The sequence below is a fragment of the Actinokineospora globicatena genome (assembly GCF_024171945.1).
In the GTDB taxonomy this organism is placed as follows: domain Bacteria; phylum Actinomycetota; class Actinomycetes; order Mycobacteriales; family Pseudonocardiaceae; genus Actinokineospora; species Actinokineospora globicatena.
In genome coordinates this window covers 2,956,203-2,981,985 of sequence record NZ_JAMTCR010000002.1, presented here as the reverse complement: position 1 = coordinate 2,981,985, position 25,783 = coordinate 2,956,203, and the positions used below count along the sequence as shown (strand labels likewise).

At 71.5% G+C, this 25,783-nt stretch carries 24 protein-coding genes; 9 read left to right on the top strand and 15 right to left on the bottom strand.

All coding sequences use genetic code 11. From position 1 onward, the window contains the following. Positions 1–10: 10 nt before the first annotated feature. From LV79_RS13230 to LV79_RS13220, 3 genes are read right to left on the bottom strand one after another with little or no spacing between them, the layout of a single operon-like run. The gene (locus LV79_RS13230; protein ID WP_253835498.1) at positions 11–1,204 is read right to left on the bottom strand and encodes an ABC transporter permease; all 1,194 of its coding nucleotides are present in this window, start codon (positions 1,202–1,204) and stop codon (positions 11–13) included. Continuing rightward, positions 1,201–1,863 carry an ABC transporter ATP-binding protein gene (locus tag LV79_RS13225; RefSeq protein WP_253835496.1) on the bottom strand — a complete coding sequence of 221 codons (663 nt, stop codon included), beginning with the start codon at positions 1,861–1,863 and terminating at the stop codon, positions 1,201–1,203. The genes LV79_RS13230 and LV79_RS13225 overlap by 4 nt, the downstream gene beginning before the upstream one ends. Continuing rightward, entirely contained in the window at positions 1,820–3,163 is a 1,344-nt protein-coding gene (locus LV79_RS13220) for a peptidoglycan-binding protein (RefSeq protein ID WP_253835493.1), read from the bottom strand. The genes LV79_RS13225 and LV79_RS13220 overlap by 44 nt, the downstream gene beginning before the upstream one ends. A gap of 254 nt (positions 3,164–3,417) precedes the next feature. Between LV79_RS13220 and LV79_RS13215 the strand changes: the two genes are divergently transcribed. Further along, a complete protein-coding gene (locus tag LV79_RS13215; RefSeq protein WP_253835491.1) occupies positions 3,418–4,299 on the top strand; it encodes a hypothetical protein in 882 nt (293 codons plus the stop codon). Between the two features lie 94 nt (positions 4,300–4,393). Here the strand turns inward: LV79_RS13215 and LV79_RS13210 are convergent, their stop codons facing one another. From LV79_RS13210 to LV79_RS13155, 12 genes are all read right to left on the bottom strand, one after another. Further along, a complete protein-coding gene (locus LV79_RS13210; protein WP_253835489.1) occupies positions 4,394–4,903 on the bottom strand; it encodes a MarR family winged helix-turn-helix transcriptional regulator in 510 nt (169 codons plus the stop codon). A gap of 70 nt (positions 4,904–4,973) precedes the next feature. Further along, positions 4,974–5,777, bottom strand: a complete 804-nt coding sequence (locus tag LV79_RS13205; RefSeq protein WP_253835482.1) for a maleate cis-trans isomerase family protein — start codon at positions 5,775–5,777, stop codon at positions 4,974–4,976. 28 nt (positions 5,778–5,805) lie between these two features. Next, a complete protein-coding gene (locus LV79_RS13200; RefSeq protein WP_253835480.1) occupies positions 5,806–6,279 on the bottom strand; it encodes a nucleoside deaminase in 474 nt (157 codons plus the stop codon). Next, a complete protein-coding gene (locus LV79_RS13195) occupies positions 6,276–6,674 on the bottom strand; it encodes a DMT family transporter (protein ID WP_253835478.1) in 399 nt (132 codons plus the stop codon). Before LV79_RS13195 ends, LV79_RS13200 begins: the two co-directional genes overlap by 4 nt. A gap of 29 nt (positions 6,675–6,703) precedes the next feature. Then, complete coding sequence (locus LV79_RS13190; protein WP_253835476.1) at positions 6,704–7,021, bottom strand: DMT family transporter; 318 nt, start codon at positions 7,019–7,021, stop codon at positions 6,704–6,706. Positions 7,022–7,041: 20 nt separating this feature from the next. Further along, positions 7,042–7,650, bottom strand: coding sequence for a DsbA family oxidoreductase (locus tag LV79_RS13185; RefSeq protein WP_253835474.1), 609 nt, complete (start codon positions 7,648–7,650; stop codon positions 7,042–7,044). Between the two features lie 69 nt (positions 7,651–7,719). Then, positions 7,720–8,394 (bottom strand): transglutaminase-like domain-containing protein, encoded by a 675-nt coding sequence (locus tag LV79_RS13180; RefSeq protein ID WP_253835471.1) that lies wholly within the window; start codon positions 8,392–8,394, stop codon positions 7,720–7,722. 10 nt (positions 8,395–8,404) lie between these two features. Next, positions 8,405–9,547, bottom strand: a complete 1,143-nt coding sequence (locus LV79_RS34440; protein WP_253835469.1) for an acyl-CoA dehydrogenase family protein — start codon at positions 9,545–9,547, stop codon at positions 8,405–8,407. A gap of 72 nt (positions 9,548–9,619) precedes the next feature. Further along, the gene (locus LV79_RS13170; protein WP_253835467.1) at positions 9,620–9,997 is read right to left on the bottom strand and encodes an ectoine synthase; all 378 of its coding nucleotides are present in this window, start codon (positions 9,995–9,997) and stop codon (positions 9,620–9,622) included. A 38-nt stretch (positions 9,998–10,035) separates the two neighbouring features. After that, positions 10,036–10,299 carry an acyl carrier protein gene (locus LV79_RS13165; protein ID WP_253835465.1) on the bottom strand — a complete coding sequence of 88 codons (264 nt, stop codon included), beginning with the start codon at positions 10,297–10,299 and terminating at the stop codon, positions 10,036–10,038. Then, the gene (locus tag LV79_RS13160) at positions 10,292–11,764 is read right to left on the bottom strand and encodes an AMP-binding protein (RefSeq protein ID WP_253835463.1); all 1,473 of its coding nucleotides are present in this window, start codon (positions 11,762–11,764) and stop codon (positions 10,292–10,294) included. The genes LV79_RS13165 and LV79_RS13160 overlap by 8 nt, the downstream gene beginning before the upstream one ends. Positions 11,765–13,022: 1,258 nt before the next feature. Further along, entirely contained in the window at positions 13,023–15,071 is a 2,049-nt protein-coding gene (locus tag LV79_RS13155; RefSeq protein WP_253835462.1) for a hypothetical protein, read from the bottom strand. A 129-nt stretch (positions 15,072–15,200) separates the two neighbouring features. On the opposite strand from LV79_RS13155, the gene LV79_RS13150 reads away from it, so the two are divergent. From LV79_RS13150 to LV79_RS13115, 8 genes are read left to right on the top strand one after another with little or no spacing between them, the layout of a single operon-like run. Further along, the gene (locus LV79_RS13150; protein WP_253835461.1) at positions 15,201–16,247 is read left to right on the top strand and encodes a hypothetical protein; all 1,047 of its coding nucleotides are present in this window, start codon (positions 15,201–15,203) and stop codon (positions 16,245–16,247) included. Then, positions 16,240–19,380, top strand: a complete 3,141-nt coding sequence (locus tag LV79_RS34435; protein WP_253835460.1) for a CHAT domain-containing protein — start codon at positions 16,240–16,242, stop codon at positions 19,378–19,380. The genes LV79_RS13150 and LV79_RS34435 overlap by 8 nt, the downstream gene beginning before the upstream one ends. A gap of 28 nt (positions 19,381–19,408) precedes the next feature. Next, positions 19,409–20,182: a hypothetical protein gene (locus tag LV79_RS13140; protein WP_253835459.1), complete on the top strand. Its 774-nt coding sequence runs from the start codon at positions 19,409–19,411 to the stop codon at positions 20,180–20,182. Continuing rightward, positions 20,179–20,988: a hypothetical protein gene (locus tag LV79_RS13135; protein WP_253835457.1), complete on the top strand. Its 810-nt coding sequence runs from the start codon at positions 20,179–20,181 to the stop codon at positions 20,986–20,988. Before LV79_RS13140 ends, LV79_RS13135 begins: the two co-directional genes overlap by 4 nt. Continuing rightward, positions 20,985–21,431, top strand: a complete 447-nt coding sequence (locus LV79_RS13130; RefSeq protein WP_253835455.1) for a hypothetical protein — start codon at positions 20,985–20,987, stop codon at positions 21,429–21,431. The genes LV79_RS13135 and LV79_RS13130 overlap by 4 nt, the downstream gene beginning before the upstream one ends. Then, positions 21,428–22,261, top strand: a complete 834-nt coding sequence (locus tag LV79_RS13125) for a hypothetical protein (protein WP_253835454.1) — start codon at positions 21,428–21,430, stop codon at positions 22,259–22,261. The genes LV79_RS13130 and LV79_RS13125 overlap by 4 nt, the downstream gene beginning before the upstream one ends. Beyond that, positions 22,258–23,460, top strand: a complete 1,203-nt coding sequence (locus tag LV79_RS13120) for an OmpA family protein (RefSeq protein ID WP_253835453.1) — start codon at positions 22,258–22,260, stop codon at positions 23,458–23,460. The genes LV79_RS13125 and LV79_RS13120 overlap by 4 nt, the downstream gene beginning before the upstream one ends. Positions 23,461–23,479: 19 nt before the next feature. Then, positions 23,480–25,774, top strand: coding sequence for a serine/threonine-protein kinase (locus LV79_RS13115; protein WP_253835452.1), 2,295 nt, complete (start codon positions 23,480–23,482; stop codon positions 25,772–25,774). Positions 25,775–25,783: the final 9 nt, after the last annotated feature.

Below are 25,783 nucleotides of genomic sequence, written 5' to 3'. Positions count from 1 at the left end.
GGGGCGCGGCTTAGCGGCGCAACGCCTCGGCGGGTTCGATCCTGGTCGCCCGCCACGCCGGGTAGAGGCCCGCGAGCAGGCCGGTGATCACGCCGAGCACGGGTGCGGGGTAGACCACCTGCGGCTCCAGGATCGGGGTCAACTCCCGCGCGATCGACACCAGAAGCACTGTCACCACGCCGACCGCCGTGCCGACAAGGCCACCCAGAAGACCGAGAGTGGCGCTCTCCAAGAGGAATTGGCCCGCGATGTGCCTGCGTCGAGCACCAAGAGCCCGCCGCAGACCGATCTCGGGGACGCGTTCGAGCACGGCGACAAGGCTCGTGTTTGCGATACCGACCCCACCGACCACAAGGGACACTCCAGCCAACCCGAGGAAGAGTCCATTGAGGTCGGTGGATACCGCGTCGCGCAGGGCCCGCGGGTCCGGCGGCACGATGACCTTGGTCTTCTCCGGGCTCTCCGGCCGGGCCGCCGCCTTGGCCTGCCTGCCGACCTGTTGGGCCGCACCGAGTTCGGTGTCGACGAGCATGCTGGTGATCCCACCCGACGCGGGCGACGGCCCCCAGTGCTTGGTCGCGGTCGCCGCGGGGACCAGCACGGACAGCAGCGTGTCCTGCCTGCGGTCGACCGCGTCGACGACGCCGATCACGGTGAAAGCACGGCCCTGCACGAAGATCGCGGGCTGGGCGTCGAGCCGGGTGAGGCCGAGCCGGGTGGCGGCGGCGCGACCGACCACGGCCACATCCTCGGCCCGGCCATCATGGAAGGCGTCGAACGCCACGCCTTGCCCGACTCGGGCGTGCACGGACTGGAAGTAGCCGGGTGACGCGGCGAGGACGGATAGCGCCTCGCCGTCGACCTCCTCGGGTCGTACGCCCACTTTGGACTGTCCAATCGGCACCGGCCAGCTGACGCCGACAGCCCGCACACCAGGCAATGCGGCTACCCGGTCTTGGGCGTCACGGGGGAAGGCCGCGGGCTCGTCCGGGTCGACGGCCGAGCGCTCCAGCACGACCTCGGTGGCGCTCAACTCGGTGAAACGCGCGCTGACCTGGCCCTGCGTGGTGGCGGTCAGGCCGAGCACGGCGACGAACGCGGCCAACGCCAGCGCGGTGCCCACCGCCGTGAGCACGGACCGACCCGGGCGCTGGACGACGCCACTGATCACCTCGTCGGCGAGATCCCTGGGACGCAGCCTCATCCGCTCTCCCCCAGCAGACCGTCGTGGATGGTGACCCTGCGCCGCGCACGGGCCGCGACCTCGACGTCGTGGGTGACCACCACAACCGTCTGCCCCGACCGGTGCACCTCCTCGACCAGGTCGAGAACACGCGCGGCGGAGGCGCTGTCCAGGTTGCCGGTCGGCTCGTCGCACAGCAGCAGGCTCGGCTCGGCGACCAACGCCCGCGCGATGGCGACCCGTTGCCGTTCACCGCCGGACAATTCGCCCGCCAACGCCCCGGCCCGGTGCGAGAGCCCGACCCGCTCGAGCACGGCGACGGCGGCACGCTGCCGGTCGACGCGGCGTTTGCCCAGGTAGAGCGAGCCGAGCATGACGTTCTCGACGGCGGTGCGGTGCGGGAGCAGGTGGAACGACTGGAACACGAACCCGATCCGCTCGGCCCGCAACCCGGTGCGCGCCTTCTCGGAGAGCGACCCGGCGTCGACCCCGTCGATCAGGTACTGGCCGGTGCTGGGCGTGTCGAGCAGCCCGACGATGTTGAGCCACGTCGACTTCCCCGACCCCGACGGCCCGGTGACCGCCACGTAGTCCCCGCGCTCGATCACCAGGTCAGCACCCCGCAACGCCACCACCTCAGGCGGCCCCGCGTACGTCTTGCCCGCACCCCGCAACTCCACGACAGGCACCCCGACCGGAGGGATCCGCACCGTGTCGTCCAGCGGCACGGTGCTCACCGGCCGACCACGACTCGGTCGCCTTGGTGCAGATCACCGGTGACCTCCACGTAGCCGCGCCGGAAACGCCTGGGGTGACGGGGATTCGTTCCTCGCCTTCCGGGCGGACGCGGACGACCTGGGACTGACCGTCGGCGCGGGCGGAGACCGCGGCCAAGGGGACCACGAGCACCTCGCCCTCCGTGCTGGCTGACTCCACGGTGAGCCGGACGTCCTGGCCGTCGAACTTGGCTTCCAAGGGCGTGTCGGGGATGACCACGACCTCCAGTTGCCCCGGCGGTCCGGTGGTGGACTGCTTCTCCTCGCCCTCAGTGGCACCTGTCGACTCAGGCAGACCGACGCGATCGACCTTGCCGGACACGCCGGAACCCAGGACCTCCGACGCGATCTGCACCCGCTGGCCTTGGCGCACAAGGGAAGCGTCCGCACGTCCGACGCCGCCGCGCACGATGAGGTCACCGGAAGCGACCGTGACCAGCTCCGAGCTCGCGTCGTCGCCCACCACCACCCCCACCTTGGTGATCCGCGCGGGCAGGGTCTCGATGAACACCGCCTCCCCGATCGGTACGACGGCACCGGTGTTGCCGCGCAACTCCGCCAGGTCCTCTTCGGCGTCCCGCACCACGCGGCGGGCGTCCTCGATCGCTGCCGGGTCGGCACCCGCCAAGCGCTGCAACGCGATCCGGGCGTCGCGCACCCGTCGTTCGGCGGCGCGCAGACCAGCGTCCTCGTCGGCGCTCGCGGTCGCGATCTGGTAGCCCGCCTTGGCGTACAGCGCGGCGACGGCCTTCTTGGTCGCGTCACCGTAAAGGCCCGCGGGGTCGGGGTTCGTCGGGTGGCCGAGGGCGGCGAGCGCGGACTGCAACTGCTTGACGTCGTCACCGCGAGTACCGGGTGCCATGTCGCGGTACGCGGGGGAAGTCCCCTGCAGCACGATGATCGGCCGCCCGGACACCTCCGCGACGACCGCGCCGGAGCGCACCTCGGCCCCGGACTTGAGCGGCAGCCGGGTGATCACCGGTTTCCCACCGGTTCCCGCGCCCGGGTAGGTGATCAGCGTCGACCGGCTCGGCGCGACCTTCCCGCGCACCACCACCGTGTTGCGCATGACCCGCCGCTCCACCGGCGCCGTCACCGGCCCGGCCACAGGGGGCGCCGCCTCAGCCGCCGCCTGCGCAGGCGACTTCACGAACCGCGCGGCCACCAACGCCCCACCACCGAGCACCAGCGTCAACCCCAACACAGGCCACAACATCCGCCGTCGCCGCCGCGCCCGACTCCCACCCGCCAACTCCGCCACGAACGCCCCCATCCGCTGGGCCGACCACACCCGAGATACGGCCGAAGGGTAGCGTAGGGGATACTGGGATCGTTGCTGGGGAACGAATCCGACGTCGATGCGCGCGGAAAGCATTGGTGTGTGGGGCGAATTCCCGCTGCTCTTCTTTCGATTCGCGCTGACTGGGGGTCAGAGACTTTCGCAAGTATTCCGTCATCGTGGTCGCGTCAACGCTCGCCGTGGTGGTCGCCGGGTGCGGGGCTGCGGAACCGCCGAACAAGGACACCTCGGGTGAGCCCGCGCTGGGGCAGGTCAGCACGCTCAAGGAGACCTTCGACCTCGTGCTGCCCCTGGACGCGTTCCGGGCGACGGCCGAGCAGGAGGCGACCATCAACACCGCCAACGACATGCTGATCCAGGAGTGCATGCGGCGCTTCGGGTTCGAGCGGCCGGTGGCGAAGCGGCCGATCACGCGCGAGCCCAACCGCCGGTACGGGATCAGCGCGTCGGACGACTACCCGAACTGGGGGTACCACCCGTCGCCGGAGCAGTTCGTGGACGGGAAGAACGCGCCGGAGAACAAGTACAAGCCCAGCGACGCCGAGTGGGAGGTCATCACCGGCTCGGGCAGCGCGGTCGTCGAGGGCGAGAAGGTCCCCGAGGGTGGCTGCCTCGGTGAGGCGGGCCGGGCGCTGGACCTGTACCAGGGCGGCGCCACCAGCCGGACCGCGGTCGACGACTTCGTGCAGAAGCTGACGGTGGAGTCGAACGTCGCGGCCAGGGCCGACTCGCGGGTGCTCGCCGCCTGGAGCGCGTGGAGCACGTGCATGGACGAGGCAGGCTTCGACTACGCCACCCCGTGGGACGCCAACGACGACGAGGACTGGTGGACCGAGCAGACCCCCACCGAGGACGAGATCACCACCGCCAACGCGGACGTGGCCTGCAAGGAGAAGACCAATACCATCGGCATCAACCTCGCCGTCGAAGCCGCCTACCAGGACCGCCTCGTCGAGCGGAACGCCGAAACCCTCAACGACCTCCGCACCCGCCTCGCCACCCGCGTCAAGCGAGCCACCGAGATCGCCTCCGGCAACTGACCAGGGGGCAGGGCGCGTTGCGCTGACTCCACGCGTGATTCCGGCCCCGTCGCTGAGGTGACGGGGCCGGAATCAGGTCGAGACGGGCCGGGCTTCAGCGCAGGTCGGAGATGGCTTCCACGAGGCTGGTGAGGGTGGGGTCGGCGGCGCTGCGGTCCAGGGCTTCGGTGAGGGCGGATTCGTAGACCGGGACGGCCTCGCGCAGGACCTGGTAGCCGGCGTCGGTGATGCCGGTGTAGACGCCACGGCGGTCGTGTTCGCAGGTGCGGCGTTCGGTGAGGCCGACGCGTTCGAGGCGAGTGACCATGCGGCTGACCGAGCTCTGGTTGAGGTTGACCGCGTCGGTGAGGTCCTGCATCCGCATCTCGCCGTCGGGGGCGGCGGAGCAGGCGATGAGGGCGAGGAACTCCGAGAGGCCGATGCTGAAGTGGCGTTGCAGCGCCCGGCCCACCACCGAGTCGACCTGGCTGTGCAGGGCGACCAGCCGGGTCCAGCTCTCGGCGACGCTGGACAGGTCGGGGGCGGCCGGTGGGGCTGTCTTCTTGGCGGTGATGTCGCGCCTCCTCCGCCTCGGCCCGGTGACCACGCAAGTGGCATCGGGCACCACGGGCAACCAGGCACGATTCAGCGTCGACCAGAGCCCTCCGTCCCCGCCAGCATACCCGATGCGGGGTCTATGTAGAGGGATACATGTTCATCAGCTTGCCGTACCCGGGCCGCGACACCGTGGTGCCGGTGAGCTCCATGACGTGCCAGAGCAGGACCTGGTTGGCGGTCAGCACCGGGATGCCGAGCCGGTCCTCCAGCGCCGAGATGATGCCCACCGCGCGCATGCCGTTGCCCGCGACGAACACCGCCGACGCGCCGCCCGCGACCGAGCGGATCCAGTCGTAGAGCGCGGGCGGGGTGATGTGCGGTTGGCCGCTGCGCAGACCGCACGCCCCGTGGTGGACCACGTCGACGCCGAGCGCGGTGAAGTAGGCCGCGCCAGCCGCCGAGAGCTCCTCGTCGAACCACGGCGGGTTGACCAGGGCGAGCCGGTCCACGCCGAGGGCGCGGATGGCCTGCTCGGCGGCCAGGCAGGTCGTGGTGACCGGCATGCCGCGGGCGTGCTCGGCCAGCCGGGCGGCGAGCGCGTGCTCGCCGCGGGGCCCGTGCTTGTAGGCCGAGCTGGTGAAGGCGCACCCGATGACGTCGAGCGGCGCCTGGGCGAGCTGCTCGACGCAGTTGTCCAGGTGCGGCGGCTCGGTGAACGCGCGCACCGGGTCGTGCGGGATGGTGGGGTCCATCTCGCCGCCCGCGCGCATCGCCGAGAAGTGCAGCCGCCCGGCGTGCACGGACAGGTGGTCGGGGGCCATCGCCCGCAGCTCGTTCTCCGGGCCGACGTCGGCGTGCGGCACGACCACGCCCATCCGGACCGTGGTGTTCCAGCCGTCGTCGACCCAGCGGCCGGGGGACGGGGAGATCTGAGTCGTCATCGCGTGCGCTCCCGGGTGGGTCGGGTGGTCACAGGTTGCGGTCGGCCCAGGTGGTGAAGGGGGTCAGCGCCTGGTCCACGGGCCAGGACCGGCAGGTGACCCGGCCGCCGTCGGTGCGGTCGACGTGCCGGTAGGAGGCCCGGTAGTCGAACCCGTAGCGGGCCGCGTCGTCGGCGCCCACGGCGTAGACGACGGAGGTGATGCCCGCGTCGATGGCGGCCTGGTAGCACATGCCGCACGGCTCGCCGGAGGCGAAGAGCACAGACTCGGCGATGGCCGCCCCGTCGTGGTTGGCCGCGGCGTCGCGCAGGGCGACGATCTCGGCGTGGGCGGTCGGGTCGCGCCGCTGGAGCACCCGGTTCACCCCGGTGCCGAGGACCCCGGCACCGGGTCGGGCGAGCAGCCCGGCGAACGGGATCCCGCCGCGGTCGACCTCCTCCTGCGAGAGCGCGACCGCTTCCCGCAGGTACTCGGTGATCTGCGCGTCGTCGAGCACGGTCATGCCTGCTCGGCGTGCTTCGGGCTGGAGGCGAGCTTGATCCAGACGACACCGGCGATGATGACGGCCAGCCACAGCACGCGGGTCGTGGTCAGCGGCTGGTCGAAGATCAGGGCGCTGGCCACGGCGGCGCCCGAGGCGCCGATGCCGGTCCACACCGCGTACCCGATGCCCACGTCGAGGTACTTGAGCGCCACGGTCAGCGTGAACACGGTGAGGAAGAAGAAGACACCGGCCGACAGCGACCAGTTGAGGTCGGTGAAGCCCTTGCTGCCGCCCACGCTCACGGCGTAGCCGATCTCGAAGATCCCAGCCACCAGCAGCACGAGCCAGCCGCGGGCGGTGGGCTGGGCCGTGTCGGAGCCCTGCTGCGCCAGTTCGGTCGAGGAAGCGGTCATGGTGAACTCCTTAAGTCCGAGTGGGGGGCTCAGACGCCGCTGAGCTCGAGGCCGACGACGCCGACGATGACCACGGCGATGCCGAGGGCCTTGCGCCAGTCGATGCGCTCCTTGAACACCAGCGAGCCGAGCAGCACGATGCCGACCGAGCCGAGGCCGGTCCAGATCGCGTAGCCGACGCCGATGTCGAGGGTGCGCAGCGCCAGGCTCAGGAAGAAGGTGCCGAGCGCGCCGATGACCAGGGTGAGGATGGTCGGCCAGAGCCGGGTGAAGCCCTTGGAGGCGTTGGCGGCCAGGGCGAAGGCGATCTCAAACACCGTGGCGATGCCGAGGTAGACCCACTGCATGACGTTGTCCTCTCGTGTTCTTACTGGGCCTGCTGGTCGGCAGACAGGGCGGCGATGGCGGCGCGCAGCTCCCGCGGGTCCGGCACGCCGGTGAACCGCCGGGAGCCGACGTCGATGGTGGGCACGGCGTGCACCTCGGCCCGGTAGGCGGCCGCGAGCTCCGTGCGGTGGTCCTCGGCGTAGCGGCGGTCCTTGAGCGCGAGGGTGAACTCCGCGGTGTCGAGACCGATGTCCCCGGCGATGCCCGCGAGCACCTCGGGTCGGCCGATGTCGAGGTCTTGCTGGAAGAACGCGCGCAGCACCGCGGCGTGGTAGGCGCCGTCGCTGCCGTGCGCCTTGGCGAAGTGCGCGCCCTCGAAGGCCAGGTGGGAGTAGGGCTGCGGCGAGATGGTCGGCAGCGAGATCGGCACGCCGAGCCGCTCGGCCATCGGGTACACCGACTGGCGCCAGACCCGGGGCAGGTAGTCGTCCTCCGGGCGCAGCGTCGGGTTCGGGTGCGGGCGCAGCTCGAAGGCGCGCCAGCTGACCTCGGCGCCGGTCTCGGCCGCCGCGTCGGCGATGGTGTCCTCGGCCAACAGGCAGTACGGGCACACGTAGTCGAAGTACACGGTGATCTCGGGCGGGCTCATGCTCACTCCCCTGTCCGGCTCGGCCGGGACAATACTTGCATGCATATACATGCTCTTGTCAAGTACTGATCACCCGCGAGTGGGCGCTTCGTCCACAAGGGACCCACCGGAGCGCACGGCCGTGGCGGAGGCGAACATGTTCGGGTGCCTGCCGCGCATGAGGTCGATGACCGCCGCGTGCTCCACGTCGTTGAACGAGGCCACCGCGCCGACGAACTCCATGTGCTGGCGGCCCTGCTCGTCGTAGGGGTGGTAGACGGCGTCGGCGGTGCCGTCGAACTCCAGCGGCGCGATGCCGTAGAGCTTGCAGAGCATCCGGTTGAACACCGGGGTGGTCTTGAGCCAGCGACCGTCGAGCCAGACCTCGTTGAGCCAGTGCAGGAACACCTCACCGCCCACCAGGTCCTTGAGCTTGTCCGAGGCGAGGTGGTTGCGCACCTCACCGGCCAGCACCCGGCTGGGGATGCCCACCGCGCGGGTCGCCGCCGCGTAGAGGATGGATTTGTGCAGGCAGAACCCGGTCTTGGCAGTGGCGACGGAGCTGGCGCGTAAGCCCTCGTGGGACATGTCTGCGCCGTATACCTCGTAGAACACGCCGTCGCGCACGGCGTAGAACAGCGCGACGGCTTTCTCCCGGTCGGAGACGCCGGGGTCGGGGACCGCGGCGGCGACGAAGCGGCGGACCTCGTCGGACTCGTGGTCGAGCAGGTCGGTGGCGGCCAACAACGCGCTGGCGGTGGTCATGTCTTCTCCCTCAGCCGAGCCCGAGCATCGCCGCGACGCGGCTCTTCTGGATTTCGGTGGTGCCGGAGTAGATGGTCCCGGCGACGGCGTTGCGGACGTCCTTCTCGAAGCCGTACTCGGCCATGTAGCCGTAGCCGCCGAACACGCTCACCGTGTTCAGCGCGCTGGCCAGGGCGGCCTCGCTGACCACCAGCTTGGTGATGGCGACATCGGTCGTGACGTCCTTGCCCTGCGCCAACTTCCGGCCGGTGGAGTAGAGCCAGTGGCGCGCGGTCTCGGTGCCGATGAGCATGTCGACCACGCGGTGCTGCACGGCCTGGAACGAACCGATCGGCGAGCCGAACTGGGTGCGCTCGCGGGCGTAGGACGTCGCCTGCTCGAGCCGGTACTGCATCTCGCCGAGGTTGATGGCGAACCCGTAGAGGATCTCGCGCTTCATCACGTGGTCGAGCACCAGGAAACCGTTGCCCGGCCTGCCGAGCAGGTTCTCGGCGGGCACGCGCACGTTGTCCAGGAACAACTCGCACAGCGGCGACGAGCGTAGACCCATCTTCTCGATGGGGTTGCCGAAGCTCAGCCCCGGTGTACCGCGCTCCACGAGGAACGCGCTGATGCCAGACGCGGTACCGGGATTCCCAGTGCGCGCGTAGACGACGACCACATCCGCGACCGGGCCGTTGCTGACGAAAGCCTTGCTGCCGTTGAGGATGTAGTGGTCGCCGTCAGGTACGGCGGTGGTCTGCATGCCCATGGCGTCGGACCCGTGGGCGGGCTCGGTGATGGCGTGCGCGCCGATGATCTCCCCCGCGCACACCGCGGGCAGCAGGCGTTCCTTGAGCGCGGGCTTGCCGAACCGGTTGAGCGGTGTGCCGGTGCTGGCCAGGTGGGTGGAGGCGGAGAAGCTCAGCCCACCGTCGCGGTTGGCGTGGCCCAGGCCCTCCAGGACGTACATCGTGGTGGGCACGTCCTGGCCGAGGCCGCCGAAGGCCTCGTCGAAGGGCAGGCCGAACAGCCCGGACGCGGCGAGCGTGGCCCACTTCGCCCGGGAGAACTCGCCGTCGCGATCGGCCTCGACGTGCCCGTCGGACAGGACCGGGCCCAACTCCTCGATCGTCTTGCGGAACAGCTTCTGGTCTTCGTTCCAGTCAGTCACGTGCGGACCTCTCCGTCGTCCTGGTGTGCGGCCGGGCCGCACACCAGGAGCGCGTCCTCGGTGGCGGCGGGCTCAGTACTGCGAGTACCCGTCGGGGTCGAGCCGGTGCCGCTCGTCGCCCCGGATGGGCGGGTTGAACACGCTGATCAGGTGCATGTCGTCACCCGAGGCGGCGATCAGCGTGTGCGCGTCGTGCTGGTCGAGCGCGTAGAGCACGCCGGGCTCGATGATCTGGCGGACCGAGCCGTCGGCCGAGTGCACCTCGCCCTTGCCGGACACGCAGTAGCAGGCCTCGAGGTGCTGGCGGTACTGCAGCCGAGACGAGGTGCCCGCGGCGACCACGGTGTGCGCCATGGCGAACCCCATGCCGTCGGACTCGACCAGTAATCGGTGGCTGAGGCCGTTGCCCCAGTCGACGGTGTTGACCGTGTCCTTGTGGCGGATGAGCATCGGTAACCTCCACTGAGAGTTGTTGTGCGGCAGGGGTTCTAGCGGGCCGCGGTCGCGACGCCGCGCAGTTCGGCGATGGTGCGGTGGATGGTGGCCACGGTGCGGAAGTCCTCTGGCGCGACGTCGGCGTCCTCCAGGTTGACCTCGAAGCGCTCGCCCAGCCAGGCGATGAGCCGCAGCAGGTGCAGGCTCTCCACCACGCCGTTGGCCAGCAGGTCGTAGTCGTCGCCGAGCTCGTCGGGCGAGACGTCCGGGGCGAAGCTGGTGGTGATGTAGACCTTGATCGCGTGGGTCTCAGACATGGGCTTTCCTTGCCTCCTGGTGTGACCGGCTGATCGCGTTGCGGTCGACCTTCCCGGTTGAGGTCCGGGGCAACGCGGACTGCTGGATCTCGAACGAGCTGGGGATGGCGGTGCGCGGCAACGACTTGGCGCAGTGCGCGCGCAGCGCGAGGCTGTTGATGTCACTGTCGACGCGCACCGCGGCGTGCAACCGCAGTCCCGCCTCGAGGTCCGGGATCGCGACCACGGCGACCTCGGAGACATCCGGGTGCTGGTCGAGCACGTGCTCGACCTCTTGCAGGTTGGTTCGCACGCCGCGCACCTTGACGTGGAAGTCGTCGCGGCCGTCGAGGTGCAGCAGGCCGTCGGCGTCGCGGCGGACGATGTCACCGGTGCGGTAGAAGACACCGTCGTGCCCGGCGACGCCGGTGACGAACCGCGCGGCGGTCAGATCGGGGTCGAGGTAACCGTCCGCTTGGAACGGTGTGGACACCAGCAGTTCGCCGCGACCCGCGCCGAGGATCTCGGTGCCGTCGGGATCGAGGACCAGCGCGCGGACCCCGTCGATCGGACGGCCGACCGGCAGCGGCGCGGTGGTGTCGAAGTCGGTGACGGTGTGCAGGAAGCTGTCATTGGTCTCGGTGCAGCCGTAGAGGTTGTGGACGGCCGCGTTCGGGAAGACGGTGGGGAAGGTGGCGAGCACGGCCGAGGGCAGGACGTCGCCGGTGGTGATCACCTGCCGCACGGACTCGAACCGCTGCTCCTGCGCGGCGAGCAGGCGCAGGCACAACGGTACCGCTTGCACGACCTCGACCTGGTGCGCGGCAACGAGTTCCGCCAGGTGTCGACCGTCGGCGGCACGGTCCGGGTCGACGAGAACCACGGAACCGCCCGCGACCAGTGTCGCCCAGATGTCGAGCAACGTCAGGTCGAAGTTCAGCGGCGCGTAGTTGAGCACCACCGTACCCGCGCCGATGCCGAAGGTCGTGGCTGCCCAGTCGGTGAACCGTTCCACACCGACCCGGCTCAGCGGCACCACTTTCGGCGCCCCGGTTGACCCGGACGTCGTCAGCACCAGCGGCGGATCACCGGGCATGGCCTCCGCCACCGCAACTCCGGTGGCCCGCGCGCGAAGTCCCACGACGGCACCGGGTTCCGGCTCAACGTCGACGCCGAGCACGTGGGTACTCCCCGTGCGCTCCACCAGCAACTCCACCGCGTCGGCCCCGAGATCGACCGAGACCAACACCGCCGGCACCCCGGCGATCCCGCACCCGAGCACCAGCGCGACCGCACCGGCGGACTTCTTCGCGTTGACCAGCACCGGACGTCCCGGCACGACCCCGACCGCGGCCAATTCCCCCGCGACGCCACGCGCCGTTTCCCACAGCTGCCGGTAGGACCACGCACGTCCACGGTCGTAGACCGCGGTCCGCTCACCCCCGGCGTGCGCACGCACAGCACGCAACAGGTCGGACGACCACATAGTTCTCCCTCGGTTTCCACACACAGGCCGACTGAGAGCCAAAGAGACTGCGATGAGATGGGACCCCCGCCCCGGGCATCGCGACCCACACCAGCAACGCCCCAGGCACGGTCCATGTTTGCGCATATAAGTACTTCGCGCAATACCCTGAACGGATCAAAGTGGGAAACCCACCAACCACTGACGGTTCCTACAAATACCAACCCTGAGCAGCCAGTATCACCACGTGCGACCATCCCGAGTTCGCAGCGTGCCGAACCGGCAGAATTCGTAAACACCCACTGAACTCAACGTCAAATGGTTTCCACGCCCATGTCAAGCAACCCCACCCGACCTAGGGGTAGACCACCTATCCCACCACTCACCCTTATTCGTTAGTTTCCCTAATAGCGAACTACCCACCCCGAACCACACAAACCGCACACCCCCCAAACCGGAACCACCTCACCTTTCCAGCGCGAACACCACCGTCCGGCCAGCGGTCATCCTTTGTGGACGCGCCGAGGCACGCCACCCCAAAGAGGGCGTGATGGACCCCACAGGAATTTTGGCCAATCAGACCTAACGCGACCCAGGCGTCGAACGATTGGCGGCTGACCCATACCAGCGGCCGCGCAGGCGTTCCCCAGTTCGATTTCAGCGACATTCGTCGCGAGGCGAATCCGGTTCCGCTTCGGCCGCGACGGCCATGGGCGAATAGGCGTGGCCGCGCCCCAGGCGGTCCGCCCACGAACCGGACAATGCGCTCGTCACCACTTGATCGATAATCCGAACTCGGCGCGAACACGAGCACGGGTCATATCGACTGGGCCCACCCAATGCGGTCAACCGGGGATTGGGCCGCGCTGTCCTGTTTCTGTCAACCCGATCGCCCACGACCGGCCACAGTGGGCAGTCGAACCCAGGTGGCGGCTTGCCACTGACCACTGGCAGCGCGAAACCCGATGTAGCACTTCGCGGGTTCGGACCGATGTGGTGATCGCGGTGCTCGCCGTGGGGCGGGTGTCCACAAGTCGAAACGCGCGGGTGGTCGGGATGGGTGGTGTTGATGCCACCGCCCCATCCCGATCACCGCGTGGAAATGTGGTGCTGTTTCGGGTTCTCCGTTGTCACTTGCTGTCGTCGCCGTTTCCGCCACCGGTTCGCATGGCTGATCACCTCCGACCGGACATTGACGGTCCGGTTGGGGGTGGCGCGGGCGTGGTGGTCGTCAGCGGGTGCGGTGGAGCCGAACGCCAGGAGAGGGGCGCGGGTGGGATCAGCTGGGGAAACCGAGTGCGGTGAGCCGCGTGCGCAGGTCGACGACGGCGGGCAGGTGGTCGGATCGCTCGATGTCGCCGTTGGTCGCCTCCCGCAACCACCGCTCGACTAGGCGCGCCAACGCGTCGGCCGTGGTCGCGTCCGACTCGGGCTCGTCGGCGACACCGAGTTCGATCGCCAGCACAAGGACCGGCGCGACGCGCAGCGCGAACAGGCAGTCGTCGAGCTCGGGTCGCAGGTGGTGCGGCTGGTAGAGCGGGTCGGCCAGCACCTGGTGCACCCAGGTGTGGGCTTGGCGCGCCCACTGCTGGGCCGCGGCGTGCTCGCCGCTGTCCGTCAGCAGTGAGGCGAGTCCGGCGGCGGCGTCCGCGGCGAGGTAGCGGCTGCGGGCCAGCGGGCGGATGTCGCGGTCCCGGTTGTAGAGCCGGGACCGCCCAGGGATGACCGAAGACGTGAACAGGTGCAGGGCGGCGCGCAGGTCCTCGGCGTTGTCCTTGTTGGCCCCCAGGAAGGCCGCGTAGTTGTGCAACTGGAAGCTCAGGCCGCCGTGATCGGCCCCCGGCTCGAACAGGTCGACCTCGACCGTGGCCGCGAACGCGGCCCAGTACCGGCGCAGCGCGGCGCCGACGCCCATCCGGCGCAGGCCGGTGGAGCGCAGCGAGTTGAGCTCGATGCAGGCCACCGCCAACAGGTCGGCGAGCAGCCCGGGGTCGATCCGGTCGGCCGCGCCCGCCGCGACGCAGGCGTCCGCCGCCGCGATGACCGCCGCGGCGGCCTCGGGTGTGCTGCGCCCGGCGTGCCGCTCGGCCCCTGCGCGCTGCACCGCCAACCGCAGCCTGGTGTCGACCACGACCGGGTCGTCCTGGTCGAATGCCTCGTCGAGCAGGCGGTCCAACCCGCGTACCAGGTCGGTGAACTCCTCGCCCGCCAACCAGGTCGACTGCGCCAGCAGGCCCATCTGCCGGATGATCCCCATCACCGCCAGCACGAAGGCGCGCCTGGCGAGCAGGTCGACCGAGGCGAGCTCGGTGGGCAGCGGCAGCCGGAACGGCACCGCCATCGCGGTGGCCAGCGCGTCGGCGCCCCCGGACGCCCCCGGCAACGACCCGCGCCCGTGCGCCCAGGTCTCGACCAGTTCGCGGACCAGGCCGGAGGACGGGACCATGGCCCACACCTGTTCCTGGCCCGCGACCCGCTCGCTGACCCAGATGTGCGCCACCCCGTCGGGGGTGCCCATGTCCACCAGCAACCCGATCAACTGCTCGACCAGCCGGTCGCCGACGCCCGCGCCGATACCGGTCGGTTCCTCGGTGCCGACCTCGGGCAGCGTCCCCGCGGCGTTGAGCCGGGCGGCCGCGATCCCGTCGAGGAACCCCAGGTCCCTCGGCCGGGTCACCGGGTCCACAGTGGACTCCGGGATCGTGGCGCCGATCTCGCACCGCGCCCTGGGGCGCCCGTGGATCCCCGGCGCGAGCGGGAACCTCGGCGCGGCGAGCGACGCGCGCTGGATCACCCGGGCGGTGAGCGCCGCGGACACCAGCGCGGGCTGCGACCGGTACACCTCGATCGCGGTCGCCGCCCACGCGGCGATCCACTGCACCTGCGGGAGGTCACCGCCGTCGAGCGCGCGCAGCATCCCCAGCGCGGTCCGGATGGCCTCGGTGGCCGGGGCGAGCAGCACGTTGGTCGCGGTGAGCACGACGGCGGCCTTGGTGTCGGGGCCGAACCGGTTGACCGTCGCCGCGACGATCTCGTTGGGCAGCGCGCCCCGATCGCCCGGCAGCACCGCGCGGTCGTGCACGAACCACTCGCCCTCGTGCTCGGTGCCGCGCAACCGGGCCGCGTCGGCCCTGGTCGGCAGCGGCGCGCCGCGCGCGATCTCCGAGACGGTGATCGCGGTGAAGTCGCAGACCCAGGTCAGCGGGCGGAACGGGTTGCGCTCGAAGGGGACGCCGAACAGCGGCGCGACCTTTCGGGCCAACCGGGCAGGCACCAACTCCGAGCGCTTCTCGACCAGTTGGGGCACGACCGCGGGTAGCAACACCATCCTGCTCTCCACCTCCGCTAGGCCAATGGTGTCACAGCGGACTGGAGCACCGGCGCGCCCCACGACCTGGTCTGTCACAGTTGGATCACTTCCTCGCATATAAACTTCTGTGAGTATAGAAAGATCTCCATGGTTTCGCTCCCGTCCCCCCTCCACTCCGCTGAACTGTCCACCGAGGTGGTCCGAGCCGCCTTCGACGAGCTGAAGGACATCCGGTCGCGGCTGCACGCCAGCCACCTGGTCACCCGCTGCGACCTGGGCTTGGTCCTGCGCGAACTGCGGTACGGCCCCGCGGCGCGGCGGGGCAGGCAGGCGCCCATCGGTCTCGTGCTCTCCGGCGACTGCGTGTGCCGGGACCTCGTGGTCGACGTGTTGCACGTCGCCACGACCTTCCTGACGGAGCACGGCGCCACGATCACGAACCCACCCGGGGCGGTGCGCGTCCACGTGCGCAAACGCGTGCACGACGTGCTGCGGTCCTACCGCTGCGCGCGCGGCGCCCAGGCCAAGCCCAAGCAGGTGCGCTCCAACAGGTACGGGCGGGCGCTGCCCGACGAGGAGCACCGCGCGGTGCTCGGGCACCTGGTCGACGAGGCGGGCTACTCCGCGCCGCTGCCCGGGGGCGGTTACCTGGTGCGCAGGCTCGCCGAGCGGTGCGCGGCCGAGTTCGGCAAACCGGTGCCGTACTACCTCGAACGGGTGCCCGCGATGATGAGCACCATCCGGCGCGTGTGCGACACCGGCGCCAGGGTCAACGTCGGCACCCGCACCGCCCCGGAGTACGTGACCTGGTACGACGCCTACATCGACCGCCCGCTCGGGCGCAGGCCGGACACGGCGGTCACGTCGCTGTCCGACGACGGCGCCGCGCGGTGGGGCCACGACCAGGTCGCCGACCCCAACGCCCAGTCCGCCTTCACCGCGGTGGAGGTGCGCGACGCGGACCCCGACCCGGACTCGGTGGTGGTCGACACCGTGGTGCGCCGGATGTCCGAGGTCTCCCCCAGCGCGTGGGAGGCCGGGCTGCGGTCGACGTTGCTCGGCCTGGCCGACGGCGGTCTCCTGCCCCGACAGCGCGCCGAGTCCCTGCTGTCCGACCCGGACGGGATGGACGACCTGATGTCCAGGGTCCAGACGGTCATCGAGGCACGAGGCGGGAGAGTGAACCGTGGCTGAGACGCCCACCGCGCACGAGGAGGCGATCCGACTCGCCGCGCTGCTGCGGGAGGACCCCGACCGGGTCGACCCGGAGACGGCGGCCGAGGTGGGGACCGCTCTGCTGCACGCGCTCGAGGAGAGCGCCGACACCGGTGCCGTGCGCCTGGTGACCACGGTCCTCGGGTTCGCCCTGCACTCCGCGCCCGAGCACCCGTCGGCTCCGCGGTGGTGGAGCGAACTCGGGTTCGCGCACGGCTGGATCGCCGAGGACACGGGGTCCGCCGCGGAGTTCGACACCGCCATCACCTGCTCGCTGATGGCGGTGTCCACGCCACAGGCGCCACCCGAGGTCGCCGAGGGAGCCGCCGTGGACGCCGCGCACCTGACCGGTTCGCTGCTGCGACTGGAGGGCGTGACCGCCGATCGAGCGCGGCAACTCATCCAGGCGTTGGACGAGATCGCGCTGACCTGGACCGATTCCCTGGACGCCGCGTACTTCGAGTTCAACATGGCGCGGGCGCTGTGGTGGGCCGAGCCGCTGACCGAGGACACCTCGTACGTGCGCCGCGCGGCGGACATCCTGCGGCGGGCGCTGGCGGCGCCGGTGCTGGCGGAGGCGGGGCAGGACTGCGTCGAGGAGTGGGAGCTGTTCGCGGGCGTGCTCGAGACGGTCTACCTGGACACCGGGGACCGGGGGCTGCTCGACGAGCTGCTCGCCGCCGCGGTGACGGTGCGCGACTCCAGGCCCGCCGACCACGAGCGGTTACCCGTGGCGCACGGCATCGTCGCGGCGGTGGCCGAGGAGATCTTCTGGACCAGCGGCGGCGAGGCGAGCGCCGCGCTGGACACGGCGGTCACGTCGTTCGCCGCCAAGCGGGCCGCGGTCGGCCTCAACGACGACGAGGCCGTCTCCTACGCGCTGCTGCTGCAGATCCGCGGCTGCGACGCCGAGGACGTCCCCGCGCTGACCGCCGCCGTCGCGGTGCTCGAGGACCCCGCGCGGGCACCGGGGGCGGAGATGGTGCTGTCCGGCCTGCACGGGCTGCTGGTGCACCTCGACGACCCGCGGCACGCCTGGTCGGGCATCGACTGGGCGACCCGGGCGCTGGCAGGCGCCGAGCTGACCGCCGACGTCGTGTTCTCCTTGCACAGCAGCAGGATCGACTGCCTCGCGGCGGCTCTGGAGGCCTTCGGCGGTGCCGAGGTCGCGGCCCGCTGCGATGTGGACGGTGTGCTGGCGGGCGCCAGGATCGAGGCGCTGGCCGACGACGACGTCGAGCGCGCCGAGCTGGAGCTGCGGACGGCCCGGCTGCGGGCGCAGTGGGCGGCCGACCGGTTCCCCCTGGACCTCGACCTCTTCCAGGAAACCTCCGCGCAGATGGCCGACGCCGTGCTGCGGATGGCCGACCACGTCGAGCCGGACCGGGTGCCCGCGTTGCGGGCCGCCGCGACCCTGCTCAAGGACATGGTCCCGGTGGTGCTGGGTGAGCGCGACCCCGGCCCGTTCCACGCCGCGCTGCAGCACGCGAGCCTGCGCGAGCACGCCGAGGTGGCTGGGTTGGTCGAGTGGGTGGAGCAGCAGACCAAGCTCAAGGCGATGCTCGCCAAGGGCACGGACGACCAGGAGGTGGGCGCTCAGCTGAAGGAGATGGTGGGCACGGCCCTCGGCGGGATGTCGGAGTCGCACCGGGCCGCCGGAATGGACGCCCTCGTGCCCATCATGGAGGACCTCGCCGACGTGGTCGCGAGTTCCCGGGGCAGCGCGGCCGCGCGGGCGGCCGCCTTCCAGCGGATCCTGCGGCGGTGCGAGGAACTGCCGGAACCCGTGGCGTCGAGCCCGTTCGTCCAGCGCCTGCGGGGTGGCCTGTCCGCCCAGCTGGCGGTCGGCGGTCACGACGGCGACCAGGTGGAGCCCGCCATCGGCGACCTGGAACTCGCTCTCGAGCGGGAAGACGGGCGGTGGCCGGACGACGGGGCGCACATCGTCGAACGGCTCGGCGACCTCCTGCGCCAGCGCGGCGGCCCAGGGGACGCGGCGCGGGCCAGGCGACTCGGCCTGCGCGCGCTGAGCGAACAGGCTTGGCGCGCGATGACCCGCCCGCGCCAGGAGCAGAACACCCAGGCGCCCAGGTTCGCCCGCGTGGTGGGCGCGTGGTGCCACGAGGACGGCGACGACGGCGATCTCGTCCGGGTGGTGGAGGCGCAGCGCTGCGCCGCGGTGGCGCACAGCGCGGGAGTCCAGTTGGTGCGCGAACTCCTCGTCGGCACTGGCCGTGCTGCCTTGGCCGACCAGTGGGTGGCGGCCGCCGCGACCGAGGACGCCTGGGCCGCCCGGCGCCTCGGCCTGGCCGCCCTGCTGTCCGAAGAGGACAAAGCCGCGCTCACCGGACCACTGGGGCCGGAGGACATCCAACCGCTGTTGCGCGCGCGGGGGCTGGACGCCCTGCTGTACCTGGCGCGCAGCCACGGCAGGCCGGGCGGGGTGGTGGCTGTCGTCACCGCCGAGGGCGAGGTGTCCAGCGCTCACCTGCCGCTGCTGTCCGAGGAGTGGTTCACCGAGGCCCCGACCACGACAGCGGCCACGCTCGACGCCCTTGGCGGCTGGGCCTGGCTCGCCGGTGGCGCTGCGGTGTTCGCCGCGGCCAGGGCCGCCGCGCCGGGGCGGGTTCCCCGCGTCGCGCTGGTGCCGGTCGGCGCGCTCGGCGCGGTGCCGTGGGCGGCGGCCTGGCGCAAGACCGGCACCGGTCGCCGGTACCTGGTCCAGGACGTGGAGATCACCCTGCTCCCCTCGGCACGCCTGCTCGCCACCGCTCCCGCGGGGTCCCAGGACCCGGTGCTGGTGCGCGGCGGTCCGGATCGGATGCCCGGATCGGACTACGACGAGGCGTCCGAACCGGCCTGCGCGCTCCTGGCCACGGGTACGCGCTCGGTGGTGCGCGGGGTGTGGCCGCACGCGGCCGACTCGGCGCTCTTCGCGCTGTTCCAGCACTTCCTCGGCGAGAACCCGACACGGCCCGCCGCCGCGCTGCGTGCCGCGCAGCTGTGGCTGCTCGACCCGCGGCGCGTGCTCCCCACGGGACTGTCCGCGAGCGACCTCGCCGATCCGGCGGACATCGCCAACTGGGGCGGCTTCGCCCACGTCGGCGCCTGAGGACACGGCTGTCCGTCAGAACAGGAGTGTGGGGTGGAACAGCGAACAGATCGCGTGGATCGCCGGGGCGACCGCGGTGGTCGCGCTGCTGCTCGTGGGCGGGGCGAGGATCGCCGCGGTGGTCAGGCTCCGACGGCACCGGGCCCTGATCGCGCAAGCACTGGACCGGATGTGCGCGTTGGCGGCGGAGCCGGACACCAAGCCCAGGCTGCGCGGCCTCGGCCGCGATGTGGTCGCGGTGCTCCTGCGGCAGGAGGAGGCGGCGTTGTCACCGTGCGAACTGGACGACCCGACAGGCAACGCGCAGGACCTGGCCCTGTTGATCGCGGCGGACGCGGCGACCACGACGGTCGGACCGGTGCACGCACAGCCGCCTGACGACACCGTGTGGGAGGAGACGGCCATGCCCCCGAGCGTGCGTGCGCACCCCGACCTCCACGAGGTCGTCGCACGGATGTCGCACAGCGGCAATCGACTGGTCGCCATGGGTCAGATGGTCGTCGACGTGGGTGCGGGCATCGGGCTACCGGAGCCGGACGCCAGGGAGTCGCTCGGCGCCGCGCTGCAACGGGCTCGGGTGGCGGTGGGCGAGGCGGCCCGGCTCGCCGAGGACGGGGATCCGCTCGCCGCCCTCGCCGCGCTGACCTCCGTCGACATCCCCGTGCCGGAGGCGGGCTTTCCAGGGCAGGCGGTGGCCGACGACCTGCGCACCCAGGTGAACACGTTGGCGCGGTTGGGGATCCGGCACCGCGCGGCGTTATCGGAGCGGACCGCGACCGAGGTCCACGAGGAGTGGCGATGACGAAACCGGCCCAGCAGGCCTACGGCAGGCGTGAGCGGCGCGAGGACCGGCGGCGGGGGCGCCGGGACGGCAAGCAGCGCACGCCCGCCTTCAACGACGTGCTGGCGATGGTCGCGCGCGATGGCGTGATCACCGCGCCCTACCCCCAGTACCTGCAGAGCATCGCGCTGGACGAGATGACCGAGCTGCTGGCGACCTTCGTGCGGCAGAGCAAACCGCGCCTGGAAGCCCTCGAGGTCTTGCGCACCAGGTACGCCAACACCAAGAAGGAACTCGATCGCGCCACCGACGGGGTCGACGCCGCCGAGGAACCGCTCACCGAGGAAGAACTGCTGCCGCGCAGCCGGGCCGAGGCCCGGTCCGACCAGACCGTCGTCCTGCGCAGCAGGCGCACGGCCGCGCGGGCCCGGCGGATCACGGCCGCGCACGCCGCCGAACTCGAGACGCACAACCGGTTGGGCGAGCTGGACAACCAGATCGCCGCCACCGCGCAGGCGATCCGCTCCGAGTTCGTGCTCACCCAGACCAGGGCGAAGCAGGTCAGCGCGCGCGGCGCGATGCGGGTCAGCGCGTACTGGGAGCACCTCGTGCACGCGCACGCCGAGGGCACTTACCTGGCACCGCTGATCAGGTACACCAGCCAGGTCCTGCCCACCTGGGTCTTCGAGCCCGCGACCGGCGCCCCGGAGACCCTCGGGCAGGGCGACTACGAGCTGCGGCAGGTCATCGAGCGCGTCCACCCGCCGGATCAGGACACCGGACCCGAACCCGGCTGCGGGCCTGAGGAGCACAAGGAATCGGCATGAGGATCAGGAAGAGCTGGTCGAAGCGCGTCCCGCGCTCCCTCGAGCAACGGGTGCGGGACCTGGAGAAGCGGGCATTGCCCGACATGGAGGTCGCCGACCTCACCAAGGACATCGACACCAAGGTGGTCGCGATCAAGGACATGGCCACGCAGGGCCGCGACGTCGACCCGATTCCGAGCATCACCGACTACGTCCGGGCCCACACGGCGGAGTGGGAGTTGCGCACCAAGTCCAAGCACAACGAGTACCTGGCCGAGATCGGTGGCGTCGAGGCCGAGGCCAAGGCGCTGGTCGAGTACCGCCGGATCCGCTGGGAAGACCAACGCGACCTCCTCGACGACTTGGACGCCGCGGTCTCGCACGCCCTCGAGCGGGTGACCAACCCGGACACGCCCTACCACGAGCCGATCCGCAGGAGCGAGCGCACCGGGGGGAGGCGGTGAGCGAGTCAAGGCGCCCGATAGTGGTGCTGTCCCAGCGCAAGCGGGTGATCAGCGGCGACGCCTCGCTCATCGTCGGCCTGCCGTGGACGACCGGGTTGCAGTACTTCGTGCTGCTGGCCTCGGCCGCGGTGGACGTCGTCGCCTTCAACCAGATCCTCACCGCGGCGATCGACGACTACGAGTGGGTGCTCTGGGGGTTCGTCGGCGGCTTCACCGTCGTGTGCCTCGCGCTCTCGCACACCGCGGGCAAGCAGTGGAAGGAGAAGTCGGTCCAGCGCCAAGCCCCCAACTCGCGCTCCATCGCCGCGGTGTGCGCCGTGGTCTGGTTGACGCTGGGGCTGGCGGCCTTCTTGTTCCGCTGGCTCTACGTCGCGCCGCCCGCGGGTGGGACGGCGGTCGAGACGGAGAGCCAAGCGCAGGCGCAGTTGGCCGAGGGCGCCACCCAGAGCAGTCACATGTCCGCGATCTTGTTCTTGGTGCTCTACCTGGGCACCGGCGTGCTCTCCGGTGCCACCGCCTACAAGCTGCACAACCCGGCCGCTCAGCAGTGGGCGCGGGCGGTCGCCAAGCGCGCCAAGGCGGCGACCCGGCTGGCCAAACTGGAGTCGGGGTTGGTGGCTGCGGAGACGCTCGTCGAGGAAGTCGCGCGGGTGCGGAGCCGGGCCGAGGACGACATGGCCTTGTACCTGGCGCTACCGAACAGCTTGGTGGAGAAGGTCCTCGCGGACGCGCGGCTGAAGATGCTCGGCTACGGCATGACCGTGCGCCCGTACCGGAACCAGCTCAACGGCACCGATGGGGACAACCAGAACGGGAAGGACCAACGATGACCTCGCTCCGGACCCGTGGGGACGGCGGCCGCCTGCTCCACATCGTGGTGGCGGCCACCGCCGCGACCCTGCTGACCGCGTGCGGCTCCGGCGACACCCCGACACCGGGCGGGGGCGCTCCCGACGGTTCGTGCACGGGTGCGGCGGACAAGCCGGTCAGCCTGGTCGTCGGCGCGCGGATGGGCAGCAAGCAGCCGACCATCCCGGGTGAGGTGAAGACCCTGCTCGACGGCGCGGCCGAGAACCAGCAAGGGCTCCAGGTGTTCCGCGTCGACGGCGAGCCCTCACGCGCCATCAAGGTCTCCCCCGTGATCGACGGCAAGAACCCCTCCCAGCGCAGGCAACAGGTCGCTGCCGCGGTCAAGCAGGTCACCAGCGTGGTCACCGACTTGGGGCCGAAGAAGCCGGAAGCGGACGTGCTGTCCGCGCTGTCGCAGGCGGGCAGGCTCACCGACGACGGCGGCACCGTCGTGGTCATGGACTCCGGGCTGGCCACGTCGGGGGCGGTGTCGTTCCTCACCACGGGCATGTTCGACGCCGATCCCGGTGAGGTGGCCGAGTTCCTCGCGAGCAAGCAGCTGCTGCCCGCGCTGCGCGGCAAGACGGTGCTCCTCGTCGGGCTCGGTGAGACCGCCGAGCCCCAGCCCGCACTCGACGGCAACCTGAAGCTGCGGGTCACGGCGCTGTGGGAGGCGATCGTGGCCAAGGCGGGGGCGACCTGCTCCCGGGTCGTGGAGGTGGCACCGGGGCGGGACGCGGCCAAGGCCGACCAACCGGTCTCGGCGGTCGCGCTGCCCAAGCCGGTCGTGTTCGAGCCGTGCGGGACGACGGTGCTGGCGGACAGCGGCGCGGTCGGCTTCCGCCCGAACACCGCGCAACTGCGCGACGAGGCGGCCGCGCGCACCACCTTGACCGAGCTGTCCACCCTGCTGACCGGGGGCTCGCAGCGGGTGACCCTGGTGGGCAACACCGCCACCCACGGCACACCCGAGGCCAGCGTCACGCTGTCGCGGCAACGGGCCGAGGCGGTGAAGGCGCTGCTGGTCCAGGCGGGCGTGGCCGCCGACCGGATCAGCACCGTCGGCGACGGGCAGACCGGCAAGTACCACAAGCCCGACCTCGGTCCCAACGGCGCGCTCGACCCGGTCGCGGCCGCGCAGAACCGGTCCGTGGTGGTCGAGCTGTCGTGCGCCAGGTGAGGCACAAGGTGGTCGCCGGGTGAGCGCACCGCGGGGCGGGCCGCCCACGGAGGTCGACCCGGGGCGGGGTCCGGGCGCGCCGCGCGGCGGCCCGCCCACCGAGGTCGACCCCGGCCGCGCGCCGCTGGACAGCGGTGTGCCGACCGAGGTCGACCCGGGGCGCACGCGGCCGGTCGGCGAGCCCAGGGTGCTGCCGCCCGGCCTCGCCGCGCGGTTCCGGGTCGAGCAGGACCTCAACGAGCCCACCATGAGCGGAGGTCAGGGCGACGTCTACCACGTGGTGCGGCGCTCGGACGGCACGCACTGGGCGCTCAAGGTCCACCGGCCCGGGTGGCGACCGGATGACGGGGTTGTGGACCTGCTGACGCGGCACTGCCCGGAGCACGTCGTCGGCTACGCCGAGACCGGGGTGGACGACGACCGGTTCTACGAGGTCATGGCGTACCTGACCAGTGGGACGCTGCTGCGGATGCGCCGATCCCACCCGGGTGGGATCGCCCCGGACGTGCTCACCGAGCTGGTCCGGCAGCTCACGGCCGGACTCGTCGGGATCCACGCCGCCGGTGTCGTGCACCGCGACATCAAGCCCGCCAACCTGCTGCTCAGCAGCGGGGAACCGCTGCGGGTGGCGATCGCCGACTTCGGCATCGCGATGCACCTGCCCGCTGGCGAGACCTTCACCGACGACCGCCGGATCGGCACTCTCCCCTACACGCCACCGGAGTTCGTCGCCGGGCGCGTGCTGCCCGCGTTCGACTGGTGGTCGCTGGGGGTGTGCGTGCGGGAACTGGCCACCGGCCAACCGCTGTTCGCCGACGTCAAGGAGCCCGGCGTGGTGCGCTCGCGGCTCGTCGAACGGCCCATCGACACCGACGTGATCGCCGACGACGGCATCCGGCTGCTCTGCGCGGGCCTGCTGACCATCGACCCCGCGCGGCGCTGGGGCGCCGAGCAGGTCACCGCGTGGCTGAGCGGTGACCGACCCGCGGTCAGCACCGCGGCGGCCCCACCCAGGAACGTCCCCCGGGCCGCGCACCCCTACGTCTTCGCCGGGGCGGAGTACTGGGAGCGCACGGAGCTCGCGGCGGACCTGGTCCAGGACTGGGGGATGTCGCTGTCGGTGTTGTGCGAGTCCGACAGCCGACCGCGGGACGCGCTGCTCGCGTGGTTGGCGACGTTCCCCGACAACGGAGTCCGCGTACCGCCGCCCCCGCGCCGCGCGCCAGCCGACGTCCGGCTGCTGCACCTGATCCGGGCGGTGGACCCGACCTTCCCGCCCTGGTACCGCAGGTGCAACATCGCCCCCGGGCCGCTCGCCCAGCTGGCCAGGGACGGCTACGGGGACGTGGTGCCGAGCCCGGACATCGTCGCCGAGCTCTGGGACCACGACCTGCTGCGCCTGCTGGCGACGGGGACCGCGGGCGCGGATGGCGCGGGTGGCCTCGGTCTTCCCGAGGTCCAGGCCCGGTGGCGGCGGGAGCAGGAGCAGTTGGCCGCGCACGCGCACGCCGTGCAGGACGTCGACGCGCGGCGGGCGGCGGAGGGGTTCCTGCGCACGCACCGGGGCCGGGCCCTGTCAGTGGCGCTGTTGGCCGCGACGGCCACCGAGGCCGATCGGCGCAGGATCCGGCGTGAACTCGACGAGTGGGCACGCGAGTTCGATCTGGACTGGTTCACCCGGCTCGTGCGCGACCCGAACTACCAGTGGGTGGCCATGGTGCTCACCCAGCACGCGGAGGTCGAGTCGGCGCGGCTCGCCGAGCAGGAGCGGGCCAGGGCCGCGCACGAGGACTGGTTGCGCCGCACCGAGGGCCTGCGGGACTGGTCGCGCAGGCACAACCGCCCGCAGGCGCTCAGCCACGCCGCCGCCGGGGTCGCCGCGATCGCCGCGGTGCTGTTCGCGCTCGTCGGCCTCGGTGACGTGGTCGACGTGGCCACCGACGCCCAGGTCGTCGACTCCTGGGTGGGCGTGGTGGCCGCGCTCCTGCTCGGGCTGGTGTCGGAGAGCGCGTTGGCCTGGGACTGCGGTGGCCGCTTCCACCCGGCCTACTCGCTGCTCGGCGCCGGTCGGGTCGCGCTGGGCAGGCTGGCCAGGAACCTGGTGGCGCGCCGGATCGCCGGACCGGCGTTGCTGGCGGCGCTGGCCGGTCTGGGCGCCCTCACCATCTTCGCGCCCGTCGTCACGCCGTTCCTGGTCGCGTTCCTGCTGCTGCCGTGGACGGTCCAGCGGTACCTGGCGTGGCGGGCGCAGGACCGCCGCGAGCGCGAGATCCTGGCCCGCCCGCGGGCAGACCGTCCGTCACCTAACCGTTGAGGAGGTAGT